Origin of the sequence: Pseudomonas sp. St29 (assembly GCF_001547915.1) — a bacterium.
Classification (GTDB): Bacteria; Pseudomonadota; Gammaproteobacteria; order Pseudomonadales; family Pseudomonadaceae; genus Aquipseudomonas.
Genome location: NZ_AP014628.1, coordinates 3,137,851 through 3,161,506, shown reverse-complemented (window position 1 = coordinate 3,161,506; position 23,656 = coordinate 3,137,851). Strand labels below are relative to the sequence as shown.

Annotated in this window: 20 protein-coding genes; 5 read left to right on the top strand and 15 right to left on the bottom strand. The window is 63.7% G+C overall.

All coding sequences use genetic code 11. The features are described from left to right. Window positions 1-69 precede the first annotated feature (69 nt). Together PST29_RS14340 and PST29_RS14335 are read right to left on the bottom strand one after the other, a co-directional pair. Window positions 70-1,374: an ATP-binding protein gene (locus PST29_RS14340; RefSeq protein ID WP_060843457.1), complete on the bottom strand. Its 1,305-nt coding sequence runs from the start codon at window positions 1,372-1,374 to the stop codon at window positions 70-72. Between the two features lie 4 nt (window positions 1,375-1,378). After that, window positions 1,379-2,080: a response regulator transcription factor gene (locus tag PST29_RS14335; protein WP_060839085.1), complete on the bottom strand. Its 702-nt coding sequence runs from the start codon at window positions 2,078-2,080 to the stop codon at window positions 1,379-1,381. A gap of 202 nt (window positions 2,081-2,282) precedes the next feature. Between PST29_RS14335 and PST29_RS14330 the strand changes: the two genes are divergently transcribed. Continuing rightward, the gene (locus tag PST29_RS14330; protein ID WP_060839084.1) at window positions 2,283-3,437 is read left to right on the top strand and encodes an efflux RND transporter periplasmic adaptor subunit; all 1,155 of its coding nucleotides are present in this window, start codon (window positions 2,283-2,285) and stop codon (window positions 3,435-3,437) included. Window positions 3,438-3,447: 10 nt separating this feature from the next. After that, on the top strand, window positions 3,448-6,546 hold the full coding sequence (locus tag PST29_RS14325; protein ID WP_060843456.1) for an efflux RND transporter permease subunit: 3,099 nt from the start codon (window positions 3,448-3,450) through the stop codon (window positions 6,544-6,546). 68 nt (window positions 6,547-6,614) lie between these two features. Here the strand turns inward: PST29_RS14325 and PST29_RS32525 are convergent, their stop codons facing one another. Both PST29_RS32525 and PST29_RS14320 read right to left on the bottom strand, forming a co-directional pair. Then, the gene (locus tag PST29_RS32525; RefSeq protein ID WP_258230278.1) at window positions 6,615-6,740 is read right to left on the bottom strand and encodes a hypothetical protein; all 126 of its coding nucleotides are present in this window, start codon (window positions 6,738-6,740) and stop codon (window positions 6,615-6,617) included. Window positions 6,741-6,998: 258 nt separating this feature from the next. Next, window positions 6,999-7,460, bottom strand: coding sequence for a DUF6196 family protein (locus PST29_RS14320; protein WP_060839082.1), 462 nt, complete (start codon window positions 7,458-7,460; stop codon window positions 6,999-7,001). Window positions 7,461-7,584: 124 nt separating this feature from the next. On the opposite strand from PST29_RS14320, the gene PST29_RS14315 reads away from it, so the two are divergent. Together PST29_RS14315 and PST29_RS14310 are read left to right on the top strand one after the other, a co-directional pair. Beyond that, window positions 7,585-8,493, top strand: coding sequence for a LysR family transcriptional regulator (locus PST29_RS14315; protein ID WP_060843455.1), 909 nt, complete (start codon window positions 7,585-7,587; stop codon window positions 8,491-8,493). Window positions 8,494-8,608: 115 nt separating this feature from the next. Further along, window positions 8,609-9,148, top strand: a complete 540-nt coding sequence (locus PST29_RS14310; RefSeq protein WP_060843454.1) for an AAA family ATPase — start codon at window positions 8,609-8,611, stop codon at window positions 9,146-9,148. Window positions 9,149-9,336: 188 nt separating this feature from the next. Here PST29_RS14310 and PST29_RS14305 read toward each other — a convergent pair whose 3' ends face one another. The 5 genes from PST29_RS14305 to PST29_RS14285 all read right to left on the bottom strand — a co-directional run bounded on the left by PST29_RS14305 (window position 9,337) and on the right by PST29_RS14285 (window position 14,800). Next, entirely contained in the window at window positions 9,337-9,516 is a 180-nt protein-coding gene (locus tag PST29_RS14305; RefSeq protein ID WP_060839079.1) for a hypothetical protein, read from the bottom strand. A 155-nt stretch (window positions 9,517-9,671) separates the two neighbouring features. Continuing rightward, window positions 9,672-10,847, bottom strand: a complete 1,176-nt coding sequence (locus PST29_RS14300; protein WP_060839078.1) for a lactonase family protein — start codon at window positions 10,845-10,847, stop codon at window positions 9,672-9,674. Beyond that, a complete protein-coding gene (locus PST29_RS14295) occupies window positions 10,834-11,127 on the bottom strand; it encodes a DUF5629 family protein (RefSeq protein WP_060839077.1) in 294 nt (97 codons plus the stop codon). The genes PST29_RS14300 and PST29_RS14295 overlap by 14 nt, the downstream gene beginning before the upstream one ends. 215 nt (window positions 11,128-11,342) lie before the next feature. Continuing rightward, the gene (locus tag PST29_RS14290) at window positions 11,343-13,718 is read right to left on the bottom strand and encodes an efflux RND transporter permease subunit (RefSeq protein ID WP_060839076.1); all 2,376 of its coding nucleotides are present in this window, start codon (window positions 13,716-13,718) and stop codon (window positions 11,343-11,345) included. A gap of 32 nt (window positions 13,719-13,750) precedes the next feature. Continuing rightward, window positions 13,751-14,800 (bottom strand): WD40/YVTN/BNR-like repeat-containing protein, encoded by a 1,050-nt coding sequence (locus tag PST29_RS14285; protein WP_060843453.1) that lies wholly within the window; start codon window positions 14,798-14,800, stop codon window positions 13,751-13,753. A gap of 423 nt (window positions 14,801-15,223) precedes the next feature. On the opposite strand from PST29_RS14285, the gene PST29_RS14280 reads away from it, so the two are divergent. Next, entirely contained in the window at window positions 15,224-16,855 is a 1,632-nt protein-coding gene (locus PST29_RS14280; protein WP_060845122.1) for a SulP family inorganic anion transporter, read from the top strand. A 162-nt stretch (window positions 16,856-17,017) separates the two neighbouring features. Here PST29_RS14280 and pepN read toward each other — a convergent pair whose 3' ends face one another. The 6 genes from pepN to PST29_RS14250 are packed head-to-tail and all read right to left on the bottom strand — an operon-like array spanning window position 17,018 to window position 23,518. Beyond that, complete coding sequence (gene pepN, locus PST29_RS14275) at window positions 17,018-19,675, bottom strand: aminopeptidase N (protein ID WP_060839073.1); 2,658 nt, start codon at window positions 19,673-19,675, stop codon at window positions 17,018-17,020. A gap of 12 nt (window positions 19,676-19,687) precedes the next feature. Further along, the gene (locus PST29_RS14270) at window positions 19,688-20,518 is read right to left on the bottom strand and encodes a DUF2797 domain-containing protein (protein WP_060843452.1); all 831 of its coding nucleotides are present in this window, start codon (window positions 20,516-20,518) and stop codon (window positions 19,688-19,690) included. Further along, complete coding sequence (locus tag PST29_RS14265; protein ID WP_060839071.1) at window positions 20,515-20,775, bottom strand: YeaC family protein; 261 nt, start codon at window positions 20,773-20,775, stop codon at window positions 20,515-20,517. The genes PST29_RS14270 and PST29_RS14265 overlap by 4 nt, the downstream gene beginning before the upstream one ends. 15 nt (window positions 20,776-20,790) lie before the next feature. After that, on the bottom strand, window positions 20,791-21,660 hold the full coding sequence (locus PST29_RS14260; RefSeq protein ID WP_060839070.1) for a rhomboid family intramembrane serine protease: 870 nt from the start codon (window positions 21,658-21,660) through the stop codon (window positions 20,791-20,793). After that, on the bottom strand, window positions 21,657-22,631 hold the full coding sequence (locus PST29_RS14255) for a metallophosphoesterase (RefSeq protein WP_173655942.1): 975 nt from the start codon (window positions 22,629-22,631) through the stop codon (window positions 21,657-21,659). The genes PST29_RS14260 and PST29_RS14255 overlap by 4 nt, the downstream gene beginning before the upstream one ends. Continuing rightward, a complete protein-coding gene (locus tag PST29_RS14250; RefSeq protein WP_007920913.1) occupies window positions 22,628-23,518 on the bottom strand; it encodes an NAD(+) kinase in 891 nt (296 codons plus the stop codon). Before PST29_RS14250 ends, PST29_RS14255 begins: the two co-directional genes overlap by 4 nt. Window positions 23,519-23,656: the final 138 nt, after the last annotated feature.

Genomic DNA, 23,656 nt, shown 5'->3' with positions numbered 1-23,656 from the left:
TTTGCGCCGACTGCGTCGGCGATCGCAGCCGCGCAGGTTCGGCAGCGGCTACAAGGCGGTGGGCGCCGTTCAGCGAGTGGTCGGGGGCGGCAGGCTCAGGCGAAAACGCGCGCCCCCCAGGGGCGAGGCCTCGACGGTCAGGGTGCCGTCCTGGGCTTCCAGGGCGCGGCGGCTGATGGCCAGCCCCAGGCCAAAACCGCCGGTGGAGCGGTCGCGGCTGCGATCCAGGCGATAGAACGGCTCGAACACTCGTTCGCGCTCATCGTCGGGAATGCCAATGCCGTCATCGTCGACCCAGATTTCGCAGCGCTCGTCGCTCACCAGCACCCCGACCTGGATGCGTTTTTCACAGTAGCGGGTGGCGTTGCGCAGCAGGTTCTGCAGGGCCCGGGCGGTGAGCCGCGGGTCCAGGGTGAAGCGCTCCAGGGTGCCGTGCAGCAGCACATCGATGACCAGCTCCGACTCCAGCTCGTCATCGACGCTGCCGAGGATGCTGTCGATGAACTCGTCCAGGGACACCTCGACCTGCTCCGGCAGGCAGGCCGGGTTCTGCAGGCGGCTGTAGGACAGCAGTTCCAGCACCAGTTCATCCAGCTCGCGAATATGCGCCACCAGCCCCTGCAGGCGCTCGCGGCTGGCCGCGGGCAGATCGTCGGAGAGCACCAGGGCCAGGCCGAAATCCAGTCGGGTCAAGGGGGTGCGCAGCTCATGGGACACGGCGTTGAGCAGGTCCCGCTGCTGATTGAGCAACTGCTCGATGTCCCCGGCCATGGTGTCGAAGACATGGGCCAGGCTGCCGATGTTGGAACTGCCGGGCAGCTGCGTACGCTCGCTCAGGTGCCCCTTGCCGAAACGCTCGGCGGTGCGTTTCAGGCGCTCCAGGTCGCGCCAGTGCGGCCTGACCCAGAGCAGCAGGCAAGCCAGCAGCACCGCGACGATCAGTACGTTGATGCTCCAGTACAGCAGGTTGACGTCCAGCGGATCCGGCGGCACCACCAGCTTGACCGCCAGTTGCTCGTCCAGCGGCGACACCGCCAGGGTGCGCCAGCCCCAATCCCCCAGGCGGACCACCTTTTCGCCGCGAGCCAGGCGTTCGCGCTCGTACAGGCTGAAGTCCGGGTCGTCGATGCGCACCAGGGCCACTTGCAGCGGATGGAATTCCTGGTCCATTTCCTTGACCAGATCCGGCCACTGCGCGGCGGGAACTGCGCGGAACTGCTTGACGATCAGGCCTTGCAGGCCTCGGGACTGTTCCAGGTTGTAATCCACGAAGCGCTCGTGGAAGACCTTGATCACCAGGTCCGGAATCAGGTAGATCGCCGCGCTGAAGGCGACGATGGTAATCAGGTACAGCCGGACCAGGATGCGCAGCATGGAATCAGCATTCCCACTCGGAACGGCTGAACAGGTAGCCCTTGCCCCACACGGTCTTGATCTTGCGCGCTTCGCCGGCGTGGTCGTCGAACTTGCGCCGCAGCTTGGAAATGGCCACGTCCACCGAGCGGTCGGTGCCGTTGAACTCGATGCCCCGCAGCCGCTGGAGGATCTGGTCGCGGCTCAGCACTTCGCCGGCATGCCGGGCCAGCACCACCAGCAGGTTGTACTCGCCACTGGACAGCTCCACCAACTGCTCGCGCCAGGTCACGGTGCGCTCGCACAGGTCGATGCACAGGTTGCCCATGAGGATCTGGTCGCTGGCCGCCTGCGGCTCGCCGAGGCTGCTGCGGCGCAGCAAGGTGCGCACCCGGGCCAGAAGCACTCGCGGTTCGCAAGGTTTTGTCACATAGTCGTCGGCGCCCATTTCCAGACCCAGCACTTGATCATGGCTATCATCGCGGGCGGTCAGCATCAGGATCGGCAAGGTGGCCGAGTCGGCACGCAACAAGCGACAGACCTGCAGACCATCCAGGCCCGGCAGCATCAGGTCGAGGATCACCAGATCCGGCGGGCTGGCCTTGGCCCGTTCGCGCACCTGATCGCCGCGACTGATCACACTGACCTGATAGCCATTGCGCTCCAGGTAGCTGGCAATCAGCTCCGAGAGCGCGGTGTCGTCTTCGACAAGAAGAATATTGGGCATGACAAGAGGTCTTTATTGAAGAAATACAGAGTAGCGGCGTTCCTTATAGAGCACCGGGCCACCGCAGCAAGGCGCCAAGGATATACAACACTCATCGCGCAAGCGCGCCCGCTTCACACTTTTTCACACAGCACCTACACAGCTTCACAGCGGGCCTTGACCCATGCCCTTAGCATGCCGAGGTCATTATTGGGGTATCAGCATGTCGAATAAACTCCTCGCGCCACTCTGCCTGCTGGTTCTGGCGACGGCGTTGAGCGCCTGCAGCAAGACCGAAGGCGAACAGGCACCGCCAACCGCCACCGTGCGGATCGAGACGGTGCAGAGCCAGGCCCTGTCCATCACCAGCGAACTGAGCGGACGCATCGCCGCGCCGCGCAGCGCCGAAGTGCGCGCCCGGGTGGCCGGCGTGGTGTTGCAGCAGACCTTCCGCGAGGGCTCGGACGTCAAGCAGGGCGATGTGCTGTTCCGCATCGATCCGGCGCCCTTCCAGGCCGACCTGGACAGCGCCCGGGCCAACCTGCGCAAGGCCGAGGCCAGTGCCTTCCAGGCGCGCCTGCAGGAACAGCGCTTTGCCAAGCTGATCGCCGACCAGGCCATCAGCGGCCAGGAATACGACAACGCCCGGGCGACCCGGCGCCAGGCCGACGCCGAGGTGGCGGCCAATCAGGCCGCGGTCAAGCGCGCCAAGCTCAACCTGGACTTCGCCACCGTCACCGCACCGATTTCCGGACGGGTCGGCCGGGCCCTGGTCACCGAGGGCGCCCTGGTGGGCCAGAACGAATCCACCCCCATGGCGCTGATCCAGCAGTTGAACCCGATCCACGCCGACCTGACCCAATCCACCCGCGAGCTCAACGAGCTGCGCCGGGCCTTGCGCGCCGGGCAGTTGCAGCAGGTTGGCAAGGACCAGGCCAAGGCCACCCTGATCCAGGACGACGGCAGCCTCTACCCGTTGCCGGGCAAGCTGCTGTTCGCCGATATCAGCGTCGACCCGGGCACCGGGCAGATCATCCTGCGCAGCGAGTTCCCCAATCCGGACCTCGACCTGCTGCCGGGCAGCTTCGTGCGCGTGCGCCTGGAACAGGCCGTCAACCAGCAAGGCATCAGCGTGCCGCAACGGGCCATCCAGCGTGACAGTGCCGGTATCGCCCAGGTGCTGCTGGTGGATGCCGAGAACCGCGTGGTGCAGCACCCGGTGCAACTGGGCGGGGTGCAGAAAGACCGCTGGATCGTCACCGAGGGCCTCAAGCCCGGTGACCGAGTCATTGTCGAAGGCTTGCAGCACGCCCGTCCCGGCGAGCCGGTGCAGATCGACACCACTCCCCTTGCACTCGCCCAGCCCGCTGGCCAGTAGGTAGTACGACATGCCGCAATTCTTTATTGACCGCCCGGTCTTTGCCTGGGTGGTCGCCTTTTTCATCCTCCTGGGTGGCGCCCTGGCAATTCCCCAGTTGCCGGTGGCGCAGTACCCCAACGTGGCGCCGCCGCAGATCGAGATCTACGCCGTCTATCCCGGCGCCTCGGCGCAGACCCTGGACGAATCGGTGGTCAGCCTGATCGAGCAGGAGCTCAACGGCGCCGATCACCTGCTGTACTTCTCCTCCCAGAGCAGCCTGGGCAGCGCCACCATCACCGCGACCTTCCAGCCCGGCACCAATCCTGAGCTGGCCCAGGTCGATGTGCAGAACCGCCTCAAGGCGGTGGAGCCACGTCTGCCCCAGGCCGTGACCCAGCAAGGCCTGCAGGTGGAGAAGGTGTCCGCCGGCTTCCTGCTGCTGATCACCCTGACCTCCAACGACGGGCGCCTGAGCAACGTCGGCCTCAGCGACTACCTGGCGCGCAACGTGATGAACGAGATCCGTCGCGTGGACGGCGTCGGCAAGGCCCAGCTGTACGGCGCCGAACGGGCCATGCGCATCTGGGTCGACCCGCAGAAACTGGTCGGTTTCAACCTCACCCCGGCGGACGTCAATGCCGCGGTCGCGGCGCAGAACGCCCAGGTCCCGGCCGGCAGCATCGGCGACCTGCCCAACCCGTCCAGCCAGGAAATCACCGCGACCATTCTGGTCAAGGGCCAGCTGACCACCCCCGAGGAGTTCGCCGACATCGTGCTGCGGGCCAACCCGGACGGCTCCACGGTGCGCATCGGCGATGTGGCGCGGGTGGAAGTGGGCAGCCAGGAATACCAGTTCGGCACGCGCCTGAACGGCAAGCCGTCCACCGCGGTCGGTGTGCAGCTGTCGCCCGGGGCCAACGCCCTGAGCACCGCGACCCTGATCCGCGCCAAGATGGACGAGCTGTCGCGCTACTTCCCGGCGGGAGTGGAATACAAGATCCCCTACGACACCTCGCCGTTCGTCAAGGTTTCGATCACCAAGGTGATCTACACCCTGCTCGAAGCCATGGCCCTGGTGTTCCTGGTGATGTTCCTGTTCCTGCAGAACATCCGCTACACCCTGATCCCGACCCTAGTGGTGCCGGTGGCGCTGATGGGCACCTTCGCCACCATGCTGGCCCTGGGGTTCTCCATCAACGTGCTGACCATGTTCGGCATGGTGCTGGCCATCGGCATCCTGGTGGACGACGCCATCGTGGTGGTGGAGAACGTCGAGCGGATCATGGCCACCGAGGGCCTGTCGCCCAAGGACGCCACGCGCAAGGCGATGAAGCAGATCACCGGAGCCATCATCGGCATCACCCTGGTGCTGGTGGCGGTGTTCATTCCCATGGCCTTCATGCCGGGCTCGGTGGGGGTGATCTATCAGCAGTTCTCCCTGTCCATGGCCACCTCGATCCTGTTCTCGGCGTTCCTCGCCCTGACCCTGACTCCGGCCCTGTGCGCCACCCTGCTCAAGCCCATCGCCGCCGGCGAGCACCATGAGCGCAAGGGCTTCTTCGGCTGGTTCAACCGGCGCTTCGAACGCCTGAGCAACAGCTACGAGGGCGGCGTGAGCTACGCCCTCAAGCGCACCGGCCGCTACCTGCTGATCTACGTCGCGCTGCTGGCGATCATGGCGCTGCTGTTCAGTCGCCTGCCCTCCTCCTTCCTGCCGGTGGAGGATCAGGGCTACACCATCACCGATATCCAGCTGCCGCCCGGCGCCAGCCAGAACCGCACGGTCAAGGTGGTGGAGCAGATCGAAACGCACAACGCCGGCGAGCCGGGCGTGGGCGACAGCACCGTCATCCTCGGCTTCAGCTTCTCCGGTAGCGGACAGAACGCGGCGTTGGCCTTCACCACCCTCAAGGACTGGTCGCAACGGGGCAGCGACGACTCGGCCATGGCCATCGCCGACCGGGCCAACGCGGCGCTGAGCGCAATCAAGGACGCCGTGGTCTACGCCGTGCTGCCGCCACCGATCGACGGCCTGGGCACCTCCAGCGGCTTCGAGTTCCGTCTGCAGGATCGGGGTGGCGTCGGCCATGCCGCGCTGATGCAGGCCCGGACCGAGCTGCTGGCGGCCACGGAAAAGAGCCCGATCCTGGCCAACGTCCGCGAAAGCGCCCTGGCCGAAGCGCCCCAGGTGCAACTGGAAGTGGACCGCAAGCAGGCCAATGCCCTGGGCGTGTCCTTCGCCGATATCGGCAACCTGCTGTCCACCGCCCTGGGCTCGGCCTACATCAACGACTTCCCTAACCAGGGACGGATGCAGCGGGTGGTGGTCCAGGCCGAAGGCGACCAGCGCAGCCAGGTCGAGGACCTGCTGCGGATGCAGGTGCGCAACAGCGCCGGCAAGATGGTGCCGCTGTCAGCCTTCGTCCGCGCCAGCTGGACCCTGGGCCCGGCCCAGCTGACCCGCTACAACGGCTACCCGGCCATCGCCATCTCCGGCGAGCCGGCTCCGGGCCACAGCACCGGTGAAGCCATGCAGGAAATCGAGCGACTGGTGAGCCAGTTGCCCGCCGGCCTGGGCCTGGAGTGGACCGGCCTGTCGCTGCAGGAACGCCTCTCGGGCAGCCAGGCGCCGCTGTTGCTGGGACTGTCGCTGCTGATCGTGTTCCTGTGCCTGGCGGCGCTGTATGAAAGCTGGTCGATTCCGACCTCGGTGCTGCTGGTGGTGCCCCTGGGGGTGCTGGGCGCGGTGCTGGCGGTGAGCATGCGCGGGATGCCCAACGACGTGTTCTTCAAGGTCGGCCTGATCACCATCATCGGCCTGTCGGCGAAGAACGCGATCCTGATCATCGAGTTCGCCAAGAGCCTGTACGACGAAGGCCACGACCTGATCGACGCCACGGTGCAAGCCGCGCGCCTGCGCCTGCGGCCGATCGTCATGACCTCCCTGGCCTTCATCCTCGGCGTGGTGCCCCTGGCCATCGCCACCGGCGCCAGCTCCGCCAGCCAGCAAGCCATCGGCACCGGGGTGATCGGCGGCATGATCACCGCGACCCTGGCGGTGATCTTCGTCCCGGTGTTCTTCGTGGTGGTGATGAAGCTGGTCAAGCGCGGCTCGACCAAGGGCTGAAGCCCTCACGGCGGGCCCCATCACGGGGCCCGCACCTTCTACCCTGAGAGCCCCTGCTAAAAAGCGCTTCAGTCCTGCAACAGGCTGGCCAGGCGCTCGCGGGAAGTTTCCGGCTCACCTTCGACAGGCTGCGCAGAAGACAGGATGGGAGTGGAATAGAGCAACAGCAGCACCACAGCCAGACGCATTACCATGCTATCGATCCTTGCTCGGGAAAGAGTCAATAATTCAGCGTCAAATTTAAACATATGGCTATGTGATACTACCAAGCAAAATTTGCCACGCATGCGGATTGCGTCGCAAACGCACCACCCATTTGCGTCATCACTGGCGGCACATGCCTTGGGGGCCTGTTTGCCGGCAAGTGGAACACCGCCCAACAAGCCCCCTAGGGGAGAAGGCCCCGAGCGAAAGGTCGTCGACCCCGGCTCTGGCTCTGACGAACGGAGCCGCTATAGGGAAACGCCCTCCTCACCGTCCACTTGGCCATCCACCAAGGCCTGGATCTCTGCGAAGACATCTGCCCCCAGGCTCGCCGGGACGCCCCAATAATCAAAGATCCCGCCCTCCTCTCGATGCTGGCCACAAGTCACAAAAACACCGGTCCCAAACCTCTGCTTCAGGCGCATTGCCAACCAGCCAACGAACCCGCTGTTGTCGGCGCCGTCGGGAAAATGGAACCGGAAGACCGCGAACAGCTCTTGCTCGACGTCCGCACAGGGGACTAGCTGACTCCATACCTTGTCATCTCTTACGAGCGCCAGTGCATCAGGGCGTGCGGCACCAGGAAACGACGACAAAGGAAACTCCAGAAACGCGTAAGTGCCGGGGAAGAACCGGACACGCGCCTCGGTCATTACGTGCAACAGTCTGCGCTGCGTATCCTCTGCCGTTTCGTGGGAAATGTTCACCATTGCATACCCTCCATTGTGTAAAGCGCGCTGCGCTTCTTTTTATTGACCCACGAAATGCTAAGCATGAAGATCTTGAAGATAAATGTTCAATATCAAATAACATTGACAACCAAAGGTTGTAGATATGGATAAGCTGAAAAGCATGGCGGCGTTCGTTGCAGCAGCGGAGGCAGACTCCTTCTCGGCAGCGGCTGCGGTGTTAGGCGTGACGCCACAGCTGATAGCCAAGCAGGTCGGCAATCTGGAATCTCAGCTAGGAATCAAGCTGATCACCCGAACCACTCGCCGCCAAAGCTTGACCGCCGTGGGCAGGGAATATTACTCGCGCTGCAAGGCTATCCTCAGTGACGTTGAAGACGCCGATGAACTGGCGCAGTCAGCAAACTCGACTCCCCGCGGCAAAATCAGAATCAGCGCGCCCTACAATTATGGTTCCCACAGACTCATCCCGTTCCTGACCCAATACCTGACGCGTTACCCGGAAACGGAAATCGAGCTGGAGTTGACGGACAGGTTCGTGAACATCGTGGAAGAGGGATACGAAGTCGTGTTCCGGCTGGGCAAACCCCAGCTGGCCGACAGCGCGACCTTGGTTCAACGCGGCTTGAGACCTTTCAGGATGTTTGCTTGCGCATCCCCCGCTTACCTGTCGCGCAAAGGGACCCCGCTCCATCCCGAACAGCTCGTGGACCATGATTGCCTGGGCTATCTCTTCTCCGATCGAATGACGGACAAACTCTGGCGATTCACCAAAAACAGGCAGACGTTCACCATCCCCATCACGAGTCGACTGAAAGTCAATAACACCCAGGCCAAGGTGAACGCCGCACTGTCGGATTTCGGCATCACGCTCTGCGTCGAGGATGTCCTGATGCCCTACGTGCAACGGGGTGAACTGGTCGTACTCTTCGAGGAGTTCGAAGGGCCCACGTATCCCGTCAATCTGATCTACCCCTTCGACCGTCGCCCCTGCGCCAAGCTCAGGCACTTCATAGACGAAGTCGTCGAAGCCTTGGGTGCACCGCAGGCCTGACAGAGCAAGGGCCGGTTGTGGCCGGTCGTGCTGGCCGTCGGTGGTTGACCGAGGTCAGCATTGACGTAGAATCGCCCGCCCCAAAAAACAGCGTGCATAGCGAGAAGGAGCTTCGATGCAACGGGTGATGATTATTGGTCAACCTGGGTCAGGCAAAAGCACCTTGGCGCGTGAGCTGGGTCGGCGCACGGGCTTGCCGGTCGTGCACATCGACACCATCCACTGGCAGCCAGGGTGGATCGAACGCAGCCCGGACGAGAAGACGCGGCTTTGTCTCGATGTAGAGGCTCAAGATCGCTGGATTTTCGAAGGTGGCCATTCGGTCACCTGGCACAACCGGGTGGCCCGTGCAGATCTTTTGATATGGATTGATCGTTCGGCGACGCTTCGATTCTTGCGCGTAATGCGCAGAACGCTGCTGCAACGCGGTCAGTCTCGGCCCGACTTGCCGGAAAACTGCCCCGAACTGCTGGCGAACCTGCCGGCGTTTTTTAGATTCATGTGGCGGACGAAAAAATCGGCGCGAGAAAAAATGCAGCAACTTGTGGCAACAGCGCCATCGGCTTGCCGCGTGGTTTGTCTGCGGTCCAATCGGGATATCGGCATTTTTCTCGCCCGTATTGGACGTTCGACTGTCCAGGCTCCGCAAGATTGATCGACGGCTGACCAACACCGGACCAACCTTTCCCCTTGCGCCTTCGCCTATGACCTGGAGCAGACCCTGTCGCTCATAAGGTCGGCCAACCAGTCAGGCTTGGGCGCAAAGGCTATGAGGAACTCAGTGGCTAAGGGGCACGCTGGAACTGCCAGCCGGCTCGCCCGCATAGGCGTGAAGCGACCCGATCAGCCGTGGCTCTTGTGGTCCAGGGCGGCGTAGAAGTGGGCGCTTTGTTGCAGGTACTTCTGGGTGTAGGTGTTGGTGCCGGATTTCTTCTGGCTGATTTCCACGTTGGCGCTGGCTGGCAGGGCCACGCTGGCGGAAATGGCGGAGGCGGCGATCACGGAGAAGAGATTGAAGTTCATCGGTTTAACCCTCGGATTCAGTTGGCTGACTGGCCCTGGTGGGCCGTGGAGCAAACTTACTCCCGAGGGTTGGCGGGAAAAAATGCTTTGCAGCAGTAGCGATTATCAGCGTCATTGATAGAAGCAGTCAGGCCCCGGAACACGGGGCCTGCGGCTTATTGACGCACCAGGAACTTGATGTCGCTGGGGGCTTCGAAAGGCAGTTTCTGCACGGTCTTGCCAAGGAAACCGGTTTTGGCGTCACGTTCGATCACCACGATTTCGTTGCTCTTCTGGTTGCCGATCAGCACGTAGCGGTTGCTCGGATCGAGGCTGAACTCACGTGGGTGATCGCCTTCCACGGAGCGGCGCTGGATCTCCTTGAGCTGGCCATTGCTCTGATCGATGGCGAACACCAGCAACTGGTTGGCGGTGCCACGGTTGCTGACATAGAGGTACTGACCGTCCTTGGAAGCGTGCAAGGCCGCCGCGGACTTTTTCTCCTTGTTGCCACTGGCCGCCAGGTCGACCAGCTGACGCTGGGTCAGCTTGCCGTCCTGATAGTCGAAGACCGCCACCTGGGCGCTCATCTCCAGGGTCAGGTAGGCACGCTTGCCATCGGCACTGAACAGCAGATGGCGCGGGCCGCTGCCCGGGGGCAGCTGGACAAAGGCCGGTTCGGCGGGCGTCAGCGGATGTTCCGGGTTGGCCTTGGGGTCATAGCGGTAGACGAAGATCCTGTCCGCGCCCAGGTCGTTGGCGAACACAAACCGGCCATCCGGGGATGACACCGAGGAATGCACGTGGGCCGACTGCTGGCGTTCGGGGTCGACCCGGCTGGCCGGATGGCTGGTGAGCTGCACCACCGGCGACAGATGACCGTCGGCACTGACCGGCACCACCGCCAGGCTGCCGCCCGGGTCCACGTCCACCGAGTAGTTGCTGACGAACAGGTAGTTGCCGTCAGCGCTCAGGCTGGAGTGCGTAGGCTCGTTGCCCTGGCTCTGCACCTGGTTGATCAGGCTCAGTTGATGGGTCTTGGGCGCCAGGCTGTAGCTGCTGACACGGCCGATGGGGTCGGTCTGTCCCGGGCTGTTTTCATTCACCGCGAAGACGAATTTCAGGTCCTTGGACAGGGTCAGCCAGGACGGGTTGGAGCTCTTCACCACTTGCAGCGGCTTGGCATCGATCTGCCCGGTGCGCTCGTTGAAATGCAGGCGATACAGGCCCTGGCTCTGGCCCTGGGTGTAGGAGCCCACGAGCAACTCCTGGCTGTCCGCGGGAGCCGCCTGGACCGCCATGGCGCCAACACTGCCGGCCATCAGCAGCGGCCAGAAATTACGCATCTTCATGTTCACCCTCCTCTTCGTCGCGGGCACTGAACGCACTCATGCACACCAGGCGGTGCTCGCCGGCATCGTCGGCCAGGGTCCAGCTCTGCAGTTCCTGGTCGAAGGTCGCGGCCTGCACCTGGGCCAGGGTGAAGCTCCAGCGCTTGGCGGCGCGACCATCCATGCACTCGATCAGCAGGCGCTGCTCGTCGAGGGTGAAGTCGAAGGCGTGCAGGCCGTCGATTTCCAGCATGTCGCAGGCTTCAAGGGCGGTGAGCAAGGTGTCGGTAGCAGCGGTCATAGCGATCAATCATCAATTGGAAAGGCGCAATCATAGCTGATCGGCGCCCTGGGATCGGGCCCGTATTGCGCGCAATCATCGCTTGCCGTCGGTGCGGCAAGCGGGCGCTGGCGCAAGGACTTGAAAATGCTGTGCGGCGCCAGCCTGTCGATGCCCTGGAGCGGGCATGAAAAAGCCGCACCCGAGGGCGCGGCTTGGTGTTCAAAACGCCTGGATCAGTGAGCGAACAGTGAGTTGCCCTTCTGCCCGGCGAGCTTTTCCGGCTTGATCAGGAACCGCGCCAGGGCCGGCAGCAGCCACAGGGCGCCGAACATGTTCCACAGCAGCATGAAGGTCAGCATCAGGCCCATGTCGGCCTGGAACTTGATGGCCGAGAAGATCCAGGTGCACACGCCGATGGCCAGGCACAGACCGGTGAACAGCACCGCCTTGCCGGTGGAGCGCAGGGTCTGGTAGTAGGCCTCCTGCAACGGCAGGCCGGCGCGCAGGAAGCTTTCCAGGCGACTGTAGATATAGATGCCGTAGTCGACACCGATGCCCACCCCCAGCGCCACCACCGGCAAGGTCGCCACCTTGACCCCGATGCCCATGAAGGCCATCAGCGCATTGCCCAGCACCGAGGTCAGCACCAGCGGCAGGACGATGCACAGGGTCGCCGCCCAGGAGCGAAAAGTGATCATGCACATGCCGGCCACGCAGATGTACACCAGGATCAGGATGGTCAGCTCGGACTCCTTGATCACCTCGTTGGTGGCCGCCTCGATCCCGGCGTTGCCGGCGGCGAGAATGAACTCCAGGCCGTCCCTGTTGTGCTGCGCGGCGAATTCCTGCACGGCATGCACCGCGCGATCCAGGGTCGCGGCCTTGTGGTCGTTGAGGAACACCAGCACCGGCGCCAGGGAGCAGTTGTTGTTGTACAGGCCGTCGGCCCGGGCAATGGAGTTGTTCAGCACGTCAGGGTTGCGCGACAGGGTTTCCCATTTCAGGTTGCCCTCGTTCATGCCCTTGATCATCTGCTTGGACACGGTCACCAGGGAGATCGCCGACTGCACGCCCTCGGTGTTCTGCATCTTCCACATCAGCTCGTCGATCGGCGCCATGGCCTCATAGCGCGAACAGCCTTCGGCCGCGGTCTTGACCATCACCACCAGCACGTCGGAACTGGTGGAGTAGTTGCTGATGATGAAGTTGTTGTCCTTGTTGTAGCGCGAGTCGGGACGCAGTTCCGGAGCGCCCTGGTCGAGGTCGCCGATCTTCAGGTTCTGGCTGTACCAGAGGCCGCCGCCAAAGGCCACCAGGGCCAGGGCCACGGAGATCGGCGCAACCTTGGGGCTGGCGAAGTTCGACAGCAGGCGCCAGAACGGATGCTCGCGAGAAGCGTCTTTCTTGCTGCGCTCGATCGCGCGCTTGCTGATGCCGACGTAGGAAATCGCCACTGGCAGCAGGATCAGGTTGGTGAACACGATCACCGCCACACCGATGGAGGCACCGATGGCCAGCTCGCGGATCACCCCGATGTCGATGATCAGCAGGGTGATGAAACCCACGGCGTCGGCGAGAATCGCGATCATCCCCGGCAGGAACAGTTGGCGGAAGGTCCGCCGGGCCGCGGTCAGGGCGTTGTCGGCATCACTGGACTGCAGGGCGATGCCGTTGATCTTCTGCACCCCGTGGGAAATGCCGATGGCGAAGATCAGGAACGGCACCAGCATCGAGTAAGGGTCCAGACCGAAGCCGAAGGCGTGCATCAGCCCCAGCTGCCAGACCACCGCCACCAGGGTGGTGATCAACACCGCGATGGTGCTGCGGATGCACCAGGTGAACCAGTACAGCAGCACCAGGGTGATGATGAAGGCCACGCCGAAGAACATCACCACCATGATCAGGCCATCGATCAGGTCGCCGACCTTCTTGGCGAAGCCGACAATGTGGATCTTCACATTGGGGTTCTGCGCCTCGAACTTGTCGCGGATCTTTTCTTCCAGCTGGTGGGAGAACTTCTGATAGTCCAGGGCCAGCAGCTTGCCCTGGTCCTGTGGGTCCGGGTAGGACTCCAGCAACGGGATGTCGACGATGCTGGATTTGAAATCGTTGGCCACCAAACGCCCGACCTGACCGGACTTGAGGACGTTGTTGCGCAATTTGTCGAGGCTCTCGGCCGAGCCGTTGTAGCTCTGGGGGATCACCTCGCCACCGGCAAAGCCTTCTTCGGTCACCTCGGTCCAGCGCACGCTGGGGCTCCACAGCGACTTGAGCCCGGAGCGGTCGACGCCGGAGATGTAGAACACCTCGTCGTTGATCTGCCTCAGCGTCTCCATGTAGTCCTTGGTGAAGATGTCGCCGTCGCGGGCTTCCACCGAGATGCGCACGGTGTTGCCCAGGTTGGCCAGGTCGTTGCGGTGCTCCATCATCCGTTCGATGAACGGGTGCTTGAGCGGGATCATCTTTTCGAAACTGGTGGACGGGCGGATCAGGGTCGCCTGCCAGAACAGGAAAGCGCTGACCAAGAGGCAGATAAAGATCACTGCCGGGCGGTTGTTGAAAATCAGGCGTTCGAGAAAGTTCGCCTTGTCCTGGTGATGACTGCTCATGGAATTCCCCACCTTCTTATTATGTGCCCGGCCTACTTGCCGAGTTCAGCGCCGCTTGCCGCAGAAACCCGCACCCCGCCCTGCCCGGCCAGGATCAGGTTGCCATTGCCGGCGGCGGTCACCGCCGACAACGAGAGGCGGTCCGGGCGGTTGAACACGCTGAACGTCTGGCCGTGATCGGTGCTGCGGATCACGCTGCCGCCGTTGCCGACGATCACCAGCGAGCCGTCGTCCAGCAAGGTGGCGCCCGAGAGACCGAACTCCAGGGCGCCACGGGCCGCCTTCAGCTCCACCTGCTCCCAGGTGCCGCCGAAATCCGTGGAGCGATAGAGATTGCCGCGCAGGCCATAGACCAGCAGCGTCGCCGGCTGGCCGGTGCCGATCACGCCGAACAGCGAGCCTTCATAGGGGCCTTCGAGGCGTTCCCAGGTCTGCCCGCCATCGGCCGAGCGGAACATGCTGCCCTGCTCGCCGACGATGAACAGGCCGGCGTCCTTGACCTCGGCGATGGCGTTGAGGTGGTACTGATCTTCGTTGTCCAGGCGATCGCTGGCGTCCTCCCAGTGCTGGCCGCCGTCGGTGGTTTCCAGCAAGGCGCCGTAGGCCCCCACGGCAAAGCCGTTGCGGGTGTCCTTGAACCAGACATCGAGCAACGGCGCTTCACGCTTGAGGTCCTGGAACTGCTGGGTCCAGGTGACACCGCCGTCGGTGCTGGCCAGGACCTGGGCATCGTGGCCCACCGCCCAACCATGCTGGTCGTCGACGAAGTACACCGCCGTCAGCAGCTGCCGGGTTGGCACCTTGGCCTGGACCCAGGACGCCCCCTGATCGTCGGAATAGAGAATGTGCCCGCGATCCCCCACGGCCACCAGGCGCTTGCCGGCGTGGACCACATCGAGCATCAGGCTTTTCGCCGCTTTGGGCGATTCGATGGAAAAGACCGTATCCGCTGCGGAGGCAGCGGCCAGGACCGGTGTCGACAGCGTCACGACACCCAACAGCGAGAGCGCTGTAGCCAGCAGTGCGAACGTGCGCAGCGCCGGCGGGCGGCCAACAACCACGCCCATGACAGGCTCACTCATAGACCATTCCCCCATTTATTATTGTCAGGTCACTTGACCTCTCAGGGCGCCTTCCGGGGTTTGCCTGGCCTGGATCGACCCTGACGATCGTCCTGAAACCTGCAATCTAGAGCCCCTTTGGCTGCGAGCTATCCTATCGGGCTTTGGAAAGGTCTGACAATCAACGCCACGTTATCTTTTGTTAATCAACGCGCCTGGTCAGGCCCCTGAATACTCGGGCATTCGCTGGGCTGATCGATGCCGCTGGGGGCCACGGATCGAGGCCACGGACCGCGACGAAGCTTTCGCTGCTGCGACTGACGGCTTGGCCCGGGCCAGCCGTCACTCGACCAAAGACTGATCCAGCGCATGCATCCCCCGCCCCCGCCGTTGACTATGATGAGCGGCATGGGGCGCCAGCCGGACGAGCTTGAGGAGTGCAGCATGATTGCCATACGCGAGGCGTGGAAAGCCGGGCTGCTGGGCCGCGCCCACTGGGCCCGCAACCTGGTGTCCGGGGTGATAGTCGGCGTGGTGGCCCTGCCCCTGGCCATGGCCTTCGCCATCGCCTCCGGGGTCAAGCCCGAACAGGGGATCTACACCGCCATCGTCGGCGGCCTGCTGGTGTCGCTGTTCGGTGGCAGCCGCTTGCAGATCGCCGGTCCCACCGGGGCCTTTATCGTGATTCTCGCCGGGGTCACCGCCCAGTACGGGGTCGACGGCCTGCAACTGGCGACCATGATGGCCGGCATCATCCTGTTCCTGCTGGGCATCAGCCGCCTCGGCGCCCTGATCAAATTCATCCCCGACCCGGTGATTCTCGGTTTCACCGCCGGCATCGGGGTGATCATCTGGGTCAGCCAGTGGAAGGACTTCTTCGGCTTGCCCGCGGCCCAGGGCGAGCATTTTCACCAAAAGCTCTGGCACCTGTTGCAGTCACTGCCCGGGCTGCACCCGGCCACCACCCTGCTGGCCCTGCTCAGCCTCGGACTGTTGCTGTGGGTACCGAAGATCCCCTGGCTCAAGCGCCTGCCCGCGCCCCTGGTGGCCATGACCCTGGCCACCGCCCTGCAGTCGCTGTTCCAGTTCGACGGCGTGGCCACCATCGGCAGCGCCTTTGGCGGCATTCCCCAGGGCTTGCCGAGCCTGCAACTGCCACAGATCAGCCTGCCGCGGGTGCTGGACCTGATTGGCCCGGCCTTCGCCATCGCCATGCTCGGGGCCATCGAGTCGCTGCTGTCGGCGGTGGTGGCCGACGGCATGGCCGGCACCCGGCACGATTCCAACCAGGAACTGATCGGCCAGGGCATTGCCAACCTGGCCACGCCGCTGTTTGGCGGTTTTGCTGCCACCGGTGCCATCGCCCGCACCGCCACCAACATTCGCAACGGCGCCACCAGCCCCCTGGCCGGCATCGTCCATGCCGGGGTGCTGACGCTGATCATCCTGTTTCTCGCCCCGCTGGCGGCCAATATCCCGCTGTGCGCCCTGGCCGCCATCCTGTTCGTGGTGGCCTACAACATGAGCGAACTGCACCACTTCAAGCGCATGCTGCAGCGCGCGCCGCGGGCGGACGTGGCGATCCTGCTGTGCACCTTTGTGCTCACGGTGTTCAGCGACCTGGTGATCGCGGTGAATATCGGGGTGATCCTGGCGATGCTGCATTTCCTGCGGCGCATGGCCTCCTCGGTGGAGGTGCAGCAGGTCGTGGGAGAGGATCTGGAGAACGAATTGCGCGGCAAAGGACGCGGGCAGCTGCCTGCCGGGGTGCTGATCTATACCATCGAAGGCCCCCTGTTCTTTGGCGCTGCCGAAACCTTTGAACGGGCCCTGGCCCAGACCCACAGCGATCCCAGGCTGCTGATCATCCGCCTCAAGCATGTGCCGTTCATGGATATCACTGGGCTGCAGACCCTGGAGGAAGTGATAGGTCAGCTGCACAAGCGCGGGATCGTGGTGAAACTGTGCGAAGCCAACCTGAAGGTGCATGCCAAGCTTGAGCGAGTGGGCATCCTGCACGCCATTGGCGCGCAGAACTATCACCGCGACTTGAGCAGCGCACTGCCCCCCCTGTAGCCGCTGCCGCAGGCTGCGAACGGTCTGGACGGCTCTGCGTCGCAGGGACGCATCAATCTCAAGACCGACAGAGGTGTGACAGCGATCGCCAAGCAAGGTCCTGCGGACCTTTGCGCAGCTTCGCAGGCTCAGTAGCGGCTACAGGTGTAGCCGCTGCCGCCGTCAGGCGAGGCTTTTGCTGACCACTTCGAACACGTCGCTGGACAGCTCGCCGGAGGCGCGGATGCGCTCCAGTTCGCCTTTCATCAGCGCCTGGCGGGCGCTGTCGTACTTGCGCCAGCGGGTCAGCGGCGCCAGTTGCCGCGAGGCGATCTGCGGGTTGAAGCCGTTGAGCTGGATCACCAGATCCGCGAGGAAGCGATAGCCGGAACCATCGGCCGCGTGGAAGTTGATCAGGTTCTGCCCGGCAAAGGCACCCACCAACGCCCGCACCTTGTTCGGGTTCTTGAGATTGAACGCCGGGTGCTGCATCAGCGCCTTGACCCGCTCCAGGCCGCCCGGCAACGGGCTGCCGGCCTGCACGCTGAACCACTGGTCCATGACCAGGGCGTTGTCCTTGAAGTGCTCGGCAAACACCGCCAGGGCCTTGGCCTTCTCGGCCTCGAATGGCGAGTTGACCAGCACCGCCAGGGCGGTCAGGCGCTCGGTCATGTTGTCGGCGCTGTCGAACTGTTCGATGGCCGCCGCCAGCACTTCGGGCTTGTGGGTGAGCATCAGGTACGACAGGGCAATGTTCTGCAGCGCGCGACGGGCGAAATGCTCGGACTCGGCCACGTAGGCCGTGGCCTTGGACACTGCCCGGTTGGCCTGATAACGCTTCCACAGCGCATCGAACAGGCTGTCAGCCAGTTGCTGGCGAGCAAACTCGCGCGCCGCATGGATCGCCTCGACATCCGCCACTTCGCTGATTTCGGTGAGGTAGGCCTCGCCCGGCAGGGACAGCATTTCCGCGACCATGGCCTGGTCCAGGCTGCCATCCGCCAGCACGGTGCCCAGGGCGGTCACCAGACGTTCGTCCATCACCAGCGCCTGACCCTGCTGATGCTGGGCAATCAGTTCTTGCAGCACTTGCACGGCCAACTGCTGGCCGGCGTCCCAACGGTTGAAGCCGTCGCTGTCGTGCTGCATGAGGAACATCAACTGGTCGCGGCTGTAGGGGAAGCTCAGCTTCACTGGCGCCGAGAAGCCGCGCAGCAGCGAAGGCAGCGGCTGTTCGGTGATGTCGACGAAGGTGAAGGTCTGCTCGGCCTCGGTCACCGAAATCACCCGGGACGTGCCCTGGGCCGCGCTTTCGCCGGACAGGCGCAAGGCCATGCCCGCCCCTTTGGAATCCAGCAGGCCCAGCTCCACCGGGATCACGAACGGCAGTTTTTCTACCTTGTCCGGGGTCTGCGGGCAGCTCTGGCGGAAGGTCAGGCTGTAGGTTTTCGCCGCCGCGTCGTAGGCCTCGCTGACCGCCAGCCGTGGCGTACCGGCCTGGCTGTACCAGCGCTTGAACTGGCTCAGGTCGACGCCGTTGGCGTCTTCCATGGCCTTGACGAAGTCGTCGCAGGTCACCGCCTGGCCATCATGACGCTCGAAGTACAGGTCGCTGCCCTTACGGAAGCCTTCGGCGCCGAGCAAGGTGTGGATCATGCCCACCACTTCCGAACCCTTTTCGTACACGGTCAGGGTGTAGAAGTTGGAAATCTCGATAAAGCTTTCCGGGCGCACGGCATGGGCCATGGGGCCGGCGTCTTCGGCGAACTGGTGAGTACGCAGGTAGGCCACGTCCTGGATGCGCTTGACGGTGCGCGAGTTCATGTCGGCGGAGAAACCGGCATCGCGGAACACGGTGAAGCCTTCCTTGAGCGACAGCTGGAACCAGTCGCGGCAGGTCACGCGGTTGCCCGACCAGTTGTGGAAGTATTCGTGGGCAACGATCGCCTCGACCCGCTGGTGCGCGGCATCGGTGGCGGTTTCGGCGCGGGCCAGCACGGCGCTGGAGTTGAAAATGTTCAGGCCCTTGTTTTCCATGGCACCCATGTTGAAGTCGTTGACCGCAACGATCATGAAGATGTCCAGGTCGTATTCGCGACCGTAGGTTTCTTCGTCCCAGCGCATGGACTTCTTCAGGCTGTTCATCGCGTGCTGGCACTTGTCGATGTTTTCCGGCTCGACATAGATGCGCAGCGCCACGTCGCGCCCGCTCTGGGTGCGGAAGCTGTCTTCCACGCACCACAGGTCGCCGGCCACCAGGGCGAACAGGTAGGCCGGCTTCATGAACGGGTCTTCCCAGGTCGCCCAGTGCCGGCCGTCTTCACCAGGACCGCTGGCGATCGGGTTGCCGTTGGAGAGCAATACCGGGTAGCGGTGCTGCTCGGCCACCACGGTGGTGGTGAACTTGCTCATCACATCCGGGCGATCGAGGTAATAGGTGATCTTGCGAAAGCCCTCGGCCTCGCACTGGGTGCAGAACATGCCGCTGGACTTGTACAGGCCTTCCAGGGCGGTGTTGCTTTCCGGGTGGATCTTCACGCTGGTGTCCAGGGTGAAGCTGGCGCTGGTCGGGTGCAGGGTCAGGTGGCTGTCATCGAGCTGGTAGTCGCTGGCGCTCAGCAACTGGTCGGACAGGCTCACCGACAGCAGCTCCAGCTGCTGGCCGTCCAGCACCAGCGGCGGCAGGCCGGCGCCGCGTGCGGGGTTGCGACGCATCACCAGCTGCGCATGGACCAGGCTGTGGTCCTCGAACAACTCGAAGGTCAGGTGGGTCTCGTCGATCAGGTACTCGGGGGCCTGATAGTCCTTCAGGTAGATCATCTTCGGTTGTTCGGTGCGCATGGCGAATTCCTTCTACTGATGCACGGCGAGCTGATAGGCCGTGTATTTGCGAATGTTGATCACGCCGGTATCAAAGATCAGGTACTGGCCCTTGATGCCCAGCAGCGTGCCTTCGGCGATCGGATTCTTGTCCAGGTTGAAACTGACGATCTTGCTCGGGTACTGCTCGACCGGGTAACGGATTTCCAGGGGTTCGATGTCACTCACCGGCTGGATCGCCTGCAGGCCGAAACGCTGCTGCAGCGCCAGCAGGCCCTCGGCGCAGGATGCGAACAGCTGGTCGCGCACCGCCACCAGGTCCACGGCCTGGGCATCGCCCTTGAGCAGCGCGCGCCAGTTGGTCTTGTCGGCCACCTGGGAACGGAACAGGTCCTCGACGAAGCCCGATTGCTGGCGGGTCGCCACGCGCATGATCGGCAGCGCCTGGCTGGCGCCCTGGTCGAGCCAGCGGGTCGGCAACTGGGTGGCGCGGGTGATGCCGACCTTGATCCCCGAGGAGTTGGCCAGGTAGACCACGTGATCGGTCATGCAGAACTGCTCGCCCCAGGACGGCTCACGGCAGGTGCCGGCGTCGTAGTGGCAGCGTTCGGGGCTCATGATGCACACATCGCACTGGGCCAGCTTGGTCATGCAGGGGTAGCAATAGCCCTGGCTGAAGCTGGTCTTGGTCTTGCGTCCGCAATGGGTGCAATGGATCGCCCCCAGGTACTCCAGGCGCACCTGAGTGCCGATCAGGGGGTTGACCGGCACCTCGCTGTCACCCAGGCGAAAGGCGTACTGAACATTCGGCCCGTCCAGGCGTGCCGACATTTTGCTGATGGAACCGCGGCCAATCTCGATCAATGGATGGCATCCGACTTGAACAGGATGTTCGGCACCGGTGCCGACTTCGAGGCGCATTCCTGCGGCCCCATGTAGCCGGTGCGCTGTTCCTCGGGCAGGTTCTGCATCTCCCAGGCGATCATGGCCTGCAGGGACAGTTCACGCTGCTCGGCGGTGAGCTTGCGGCCATCGGCCCATTTGCCGATCTCTACCGCCAGCTTCAGGCTCTGGTAGATCTCGGGGGTGATGTTTTCGATCATTTCGACAAAGGACGACATACACGACTCCAGCGTTTAAAGGGCCAGTTTATGGCGGCTGTAGAGGCCACCCAACAAGCCGGTGAGGCAACCGATGAGCAGCCCGCCGACATGGGCGGCGTTGGCGATTTCGCCGAAGCCGATCATCGACACCAGCCCGGACAGGCACAGCAGCAGCCACACCAGCATCATCACCAGCACGCCCCGGGGCAGGCGGTAGATGGGGTTGGGGGACAGTAATTGATAGATCCAGCAATGCCCGAGCAGGCCGTAGAGCACCCCGGACAGGCCACCGAACAGGGTTGGGCCGCTGAAATAGTATTGCGCGAAGTTGGAAACCAGGCTGAACAGCAGGGTCAGCCCCAGCAGGTTGATGCTGCCCTGGCGCAGTTCGATGCGCCGCCCCAGTTCCCAGTACCACATGCCGTTCATGGCGATGTGCAGGATGCCGAAGTGAATCAGCATCGGCGTCACCAGGCGCCACCACTGCCCCGCCGCCAGGCTGTCGGCCAGGGAGCTGAACTGGATGTAGTCGCCCACCACGCGAAACTCGAGGAAGGTGAACCAGCCGAGGGTCTGCAGGTTGTCACCGAGCAAGGTGATGCCGCACACCGCCAGGCTCAGCAGCAGGATCAGCGCGGTGACCGGGCTGCGGCGCAACTGCTGCACCAGGCCAACCCGCGCCGGCGAGGCCGCCTGCGGGATGTCCAGTTGCTGCTCGGGATCGCCCTGGGGAAAGCGCTGGTACAGGCCCCGCACATCCTCACTGATGGATTCGGGCACCCAGAGCACTTGCTCGCCGGCCTCTTCACTGACCCGGTGGGGCACCTGCATGCGCTGCAGCAGCTTGACGAAGCCACTCAGGTCGGTGGCCAGTGGCAGACGCAAAACCGCTACTGCGCTCATCGCAACACCTCGGGCCGCTCGACGTCGACCCAGACAAATTTATTCGGATCCAGGCGGGTTTCCTGGTCCAGGCGATAGGCGGCAAGCTTGCCGTAGAGCACGGCGCTGTAGTCCAGGCACGCCAGGTTGGGACGGATCGGCGCCGGCTTGCCGCTGCGCCAGTAGTGGCCGACAAACAGCATCGGTTCGTCAGGGCCGTAGCGCAGCAGGCTGTTTTTCTCGGCCGGGGACAACGGCGTGCGCGCCACCGGATCGGGCAAGGCATCGGGCTGAAAGACGATGTCGCCGTAGGTCTGCGGGTCGTCTTCCCAGAATTTGGTGCGGAAGAACGCCCGGGTCAGGCCGTCGCCGCTGGTCATGGTCAGGCCGTGGGGCAGGCGCATGTCGGTGCCGCGCAACAGGCGATCGAAGGCGGTGCTGGCAAAACTGTCGGGCAGCGCCGAGGCCTGGAGGAACTCGCGGTCGATGCAGCCATTGGGGTACTGCTGGCGCAGCGGGGCGATCAGGCCCGCATCCCAGCAGGCGTGCACCACGCGAAAGCGCCCGGCGTCGACGAACAGCGGCAGTTCATAGAACCACTCGAGGAAGTCGTGCCAGTCGCCCGGGTGGTGTTCGAACTGGGTCAGGGTCTCGTGGATCAGCCGGGCATGGCGCGGCGTGTGTTCACGCACGAACTGCTTGCCACTGCCGGCCGCCGCCGGAGTGCTCCAGCCCAGGGCGTTGAACTCATGGTTGCCCATGATGCACAGCGCCTGACCGGCTTCGACCATGTCGTGGACGATATGCAGGGATTCACGGATTCGCGGGCCGCGGTCGATGATGTCACCGAGGAACACCGCCATGCGCGACGGATGCCGCCAGACGCCGCCCTGCTTGTGGTACCCGAGCCGATCCAGCAAGTGCTCCAGGGTCAGGGCGCAACCGTGCACGTCACCGATCAGGTCGTAGCTACGCGCGGGATCGAGCATCAGTCGCCTCCACCGCCCAGTCGGCTGCCCCAGCCAAGCTTGGTCCGGCAGACCTCGTAGTAGTTGTGGTCCAGCGGGTGAATCAGGCGCAGTTTCTGCGCCTTCTTGCTGACCGTGATGGTGTCGCCCGGTGCGCAGGTGAAATGGTTCTGCCCGTCACAGGAGACTTGCGGATAGATCTGCATATCTTTGGACACGACGATTTTCAGCTCACTGTTGCCGTCGACCACAATCGGCCTTCCGGACAAGGTATGGGGGTACATCGGCACAATCACAATGGCATCCAGCTTGGGATGCATGATCGGGCCGCCGGCGGACAGCGCATAGGCCGTGGAGCCGGTGGGCGTGGCGACGATCAGGCCGTCAGCCTTCTGACTGCAGACGAACTGGCCGTCGATGTAGATTTCGAACTCGATCATCCGCGTCGACTTGCCCGGGTGCAGCACCACGTCGTTCAGCGCATCGCCCTGGCCAATGGCCTCGGCGTGACGGCGGACTTCGGCCTGCAGCAGGAAGCGGTTTTCCACCAGGTAATGGCCGTCCAGCACTTCGGCGACCTTGACCTCCAGCTCATCGGGGCGGATGTCGGTGAGAAACCCCAGGCTGCCACGGTTGATCCCCAGCACCGGAATATTGTGCCGCGCCAGGGCCCGGGCGGCGCCCAGCAGGCTGCCGTCGCCGCCGACCACGATGACCATGTCGCAGACCTCGCCCAACAGCTTGCGCGAGGAGGTCTGCAGGCCGTGGCCCGGCAGCACTTCGGCGATGGTGTCTTCGAGGATCACGTGCAGGTGGCGTGCCAGCAGAAACTTCTTCAGTCGGCGAACTGTGTCCAGCACCTGGGAGCTGCCCAGGCGACCGATAATGCCGATATTGCGAAATTGCTCCATGGGGCTCCTGCGAGGTTCGGGTACGGGCGAAACGGAGGATTATGGGCGAAACCCGGCGTTAGACAAAATCCTTTCAGCCACGCGGGCTTAGGAACCGCGGCGAGAGCACCGAGCGACACGCATTTATCGCGAAGCGCA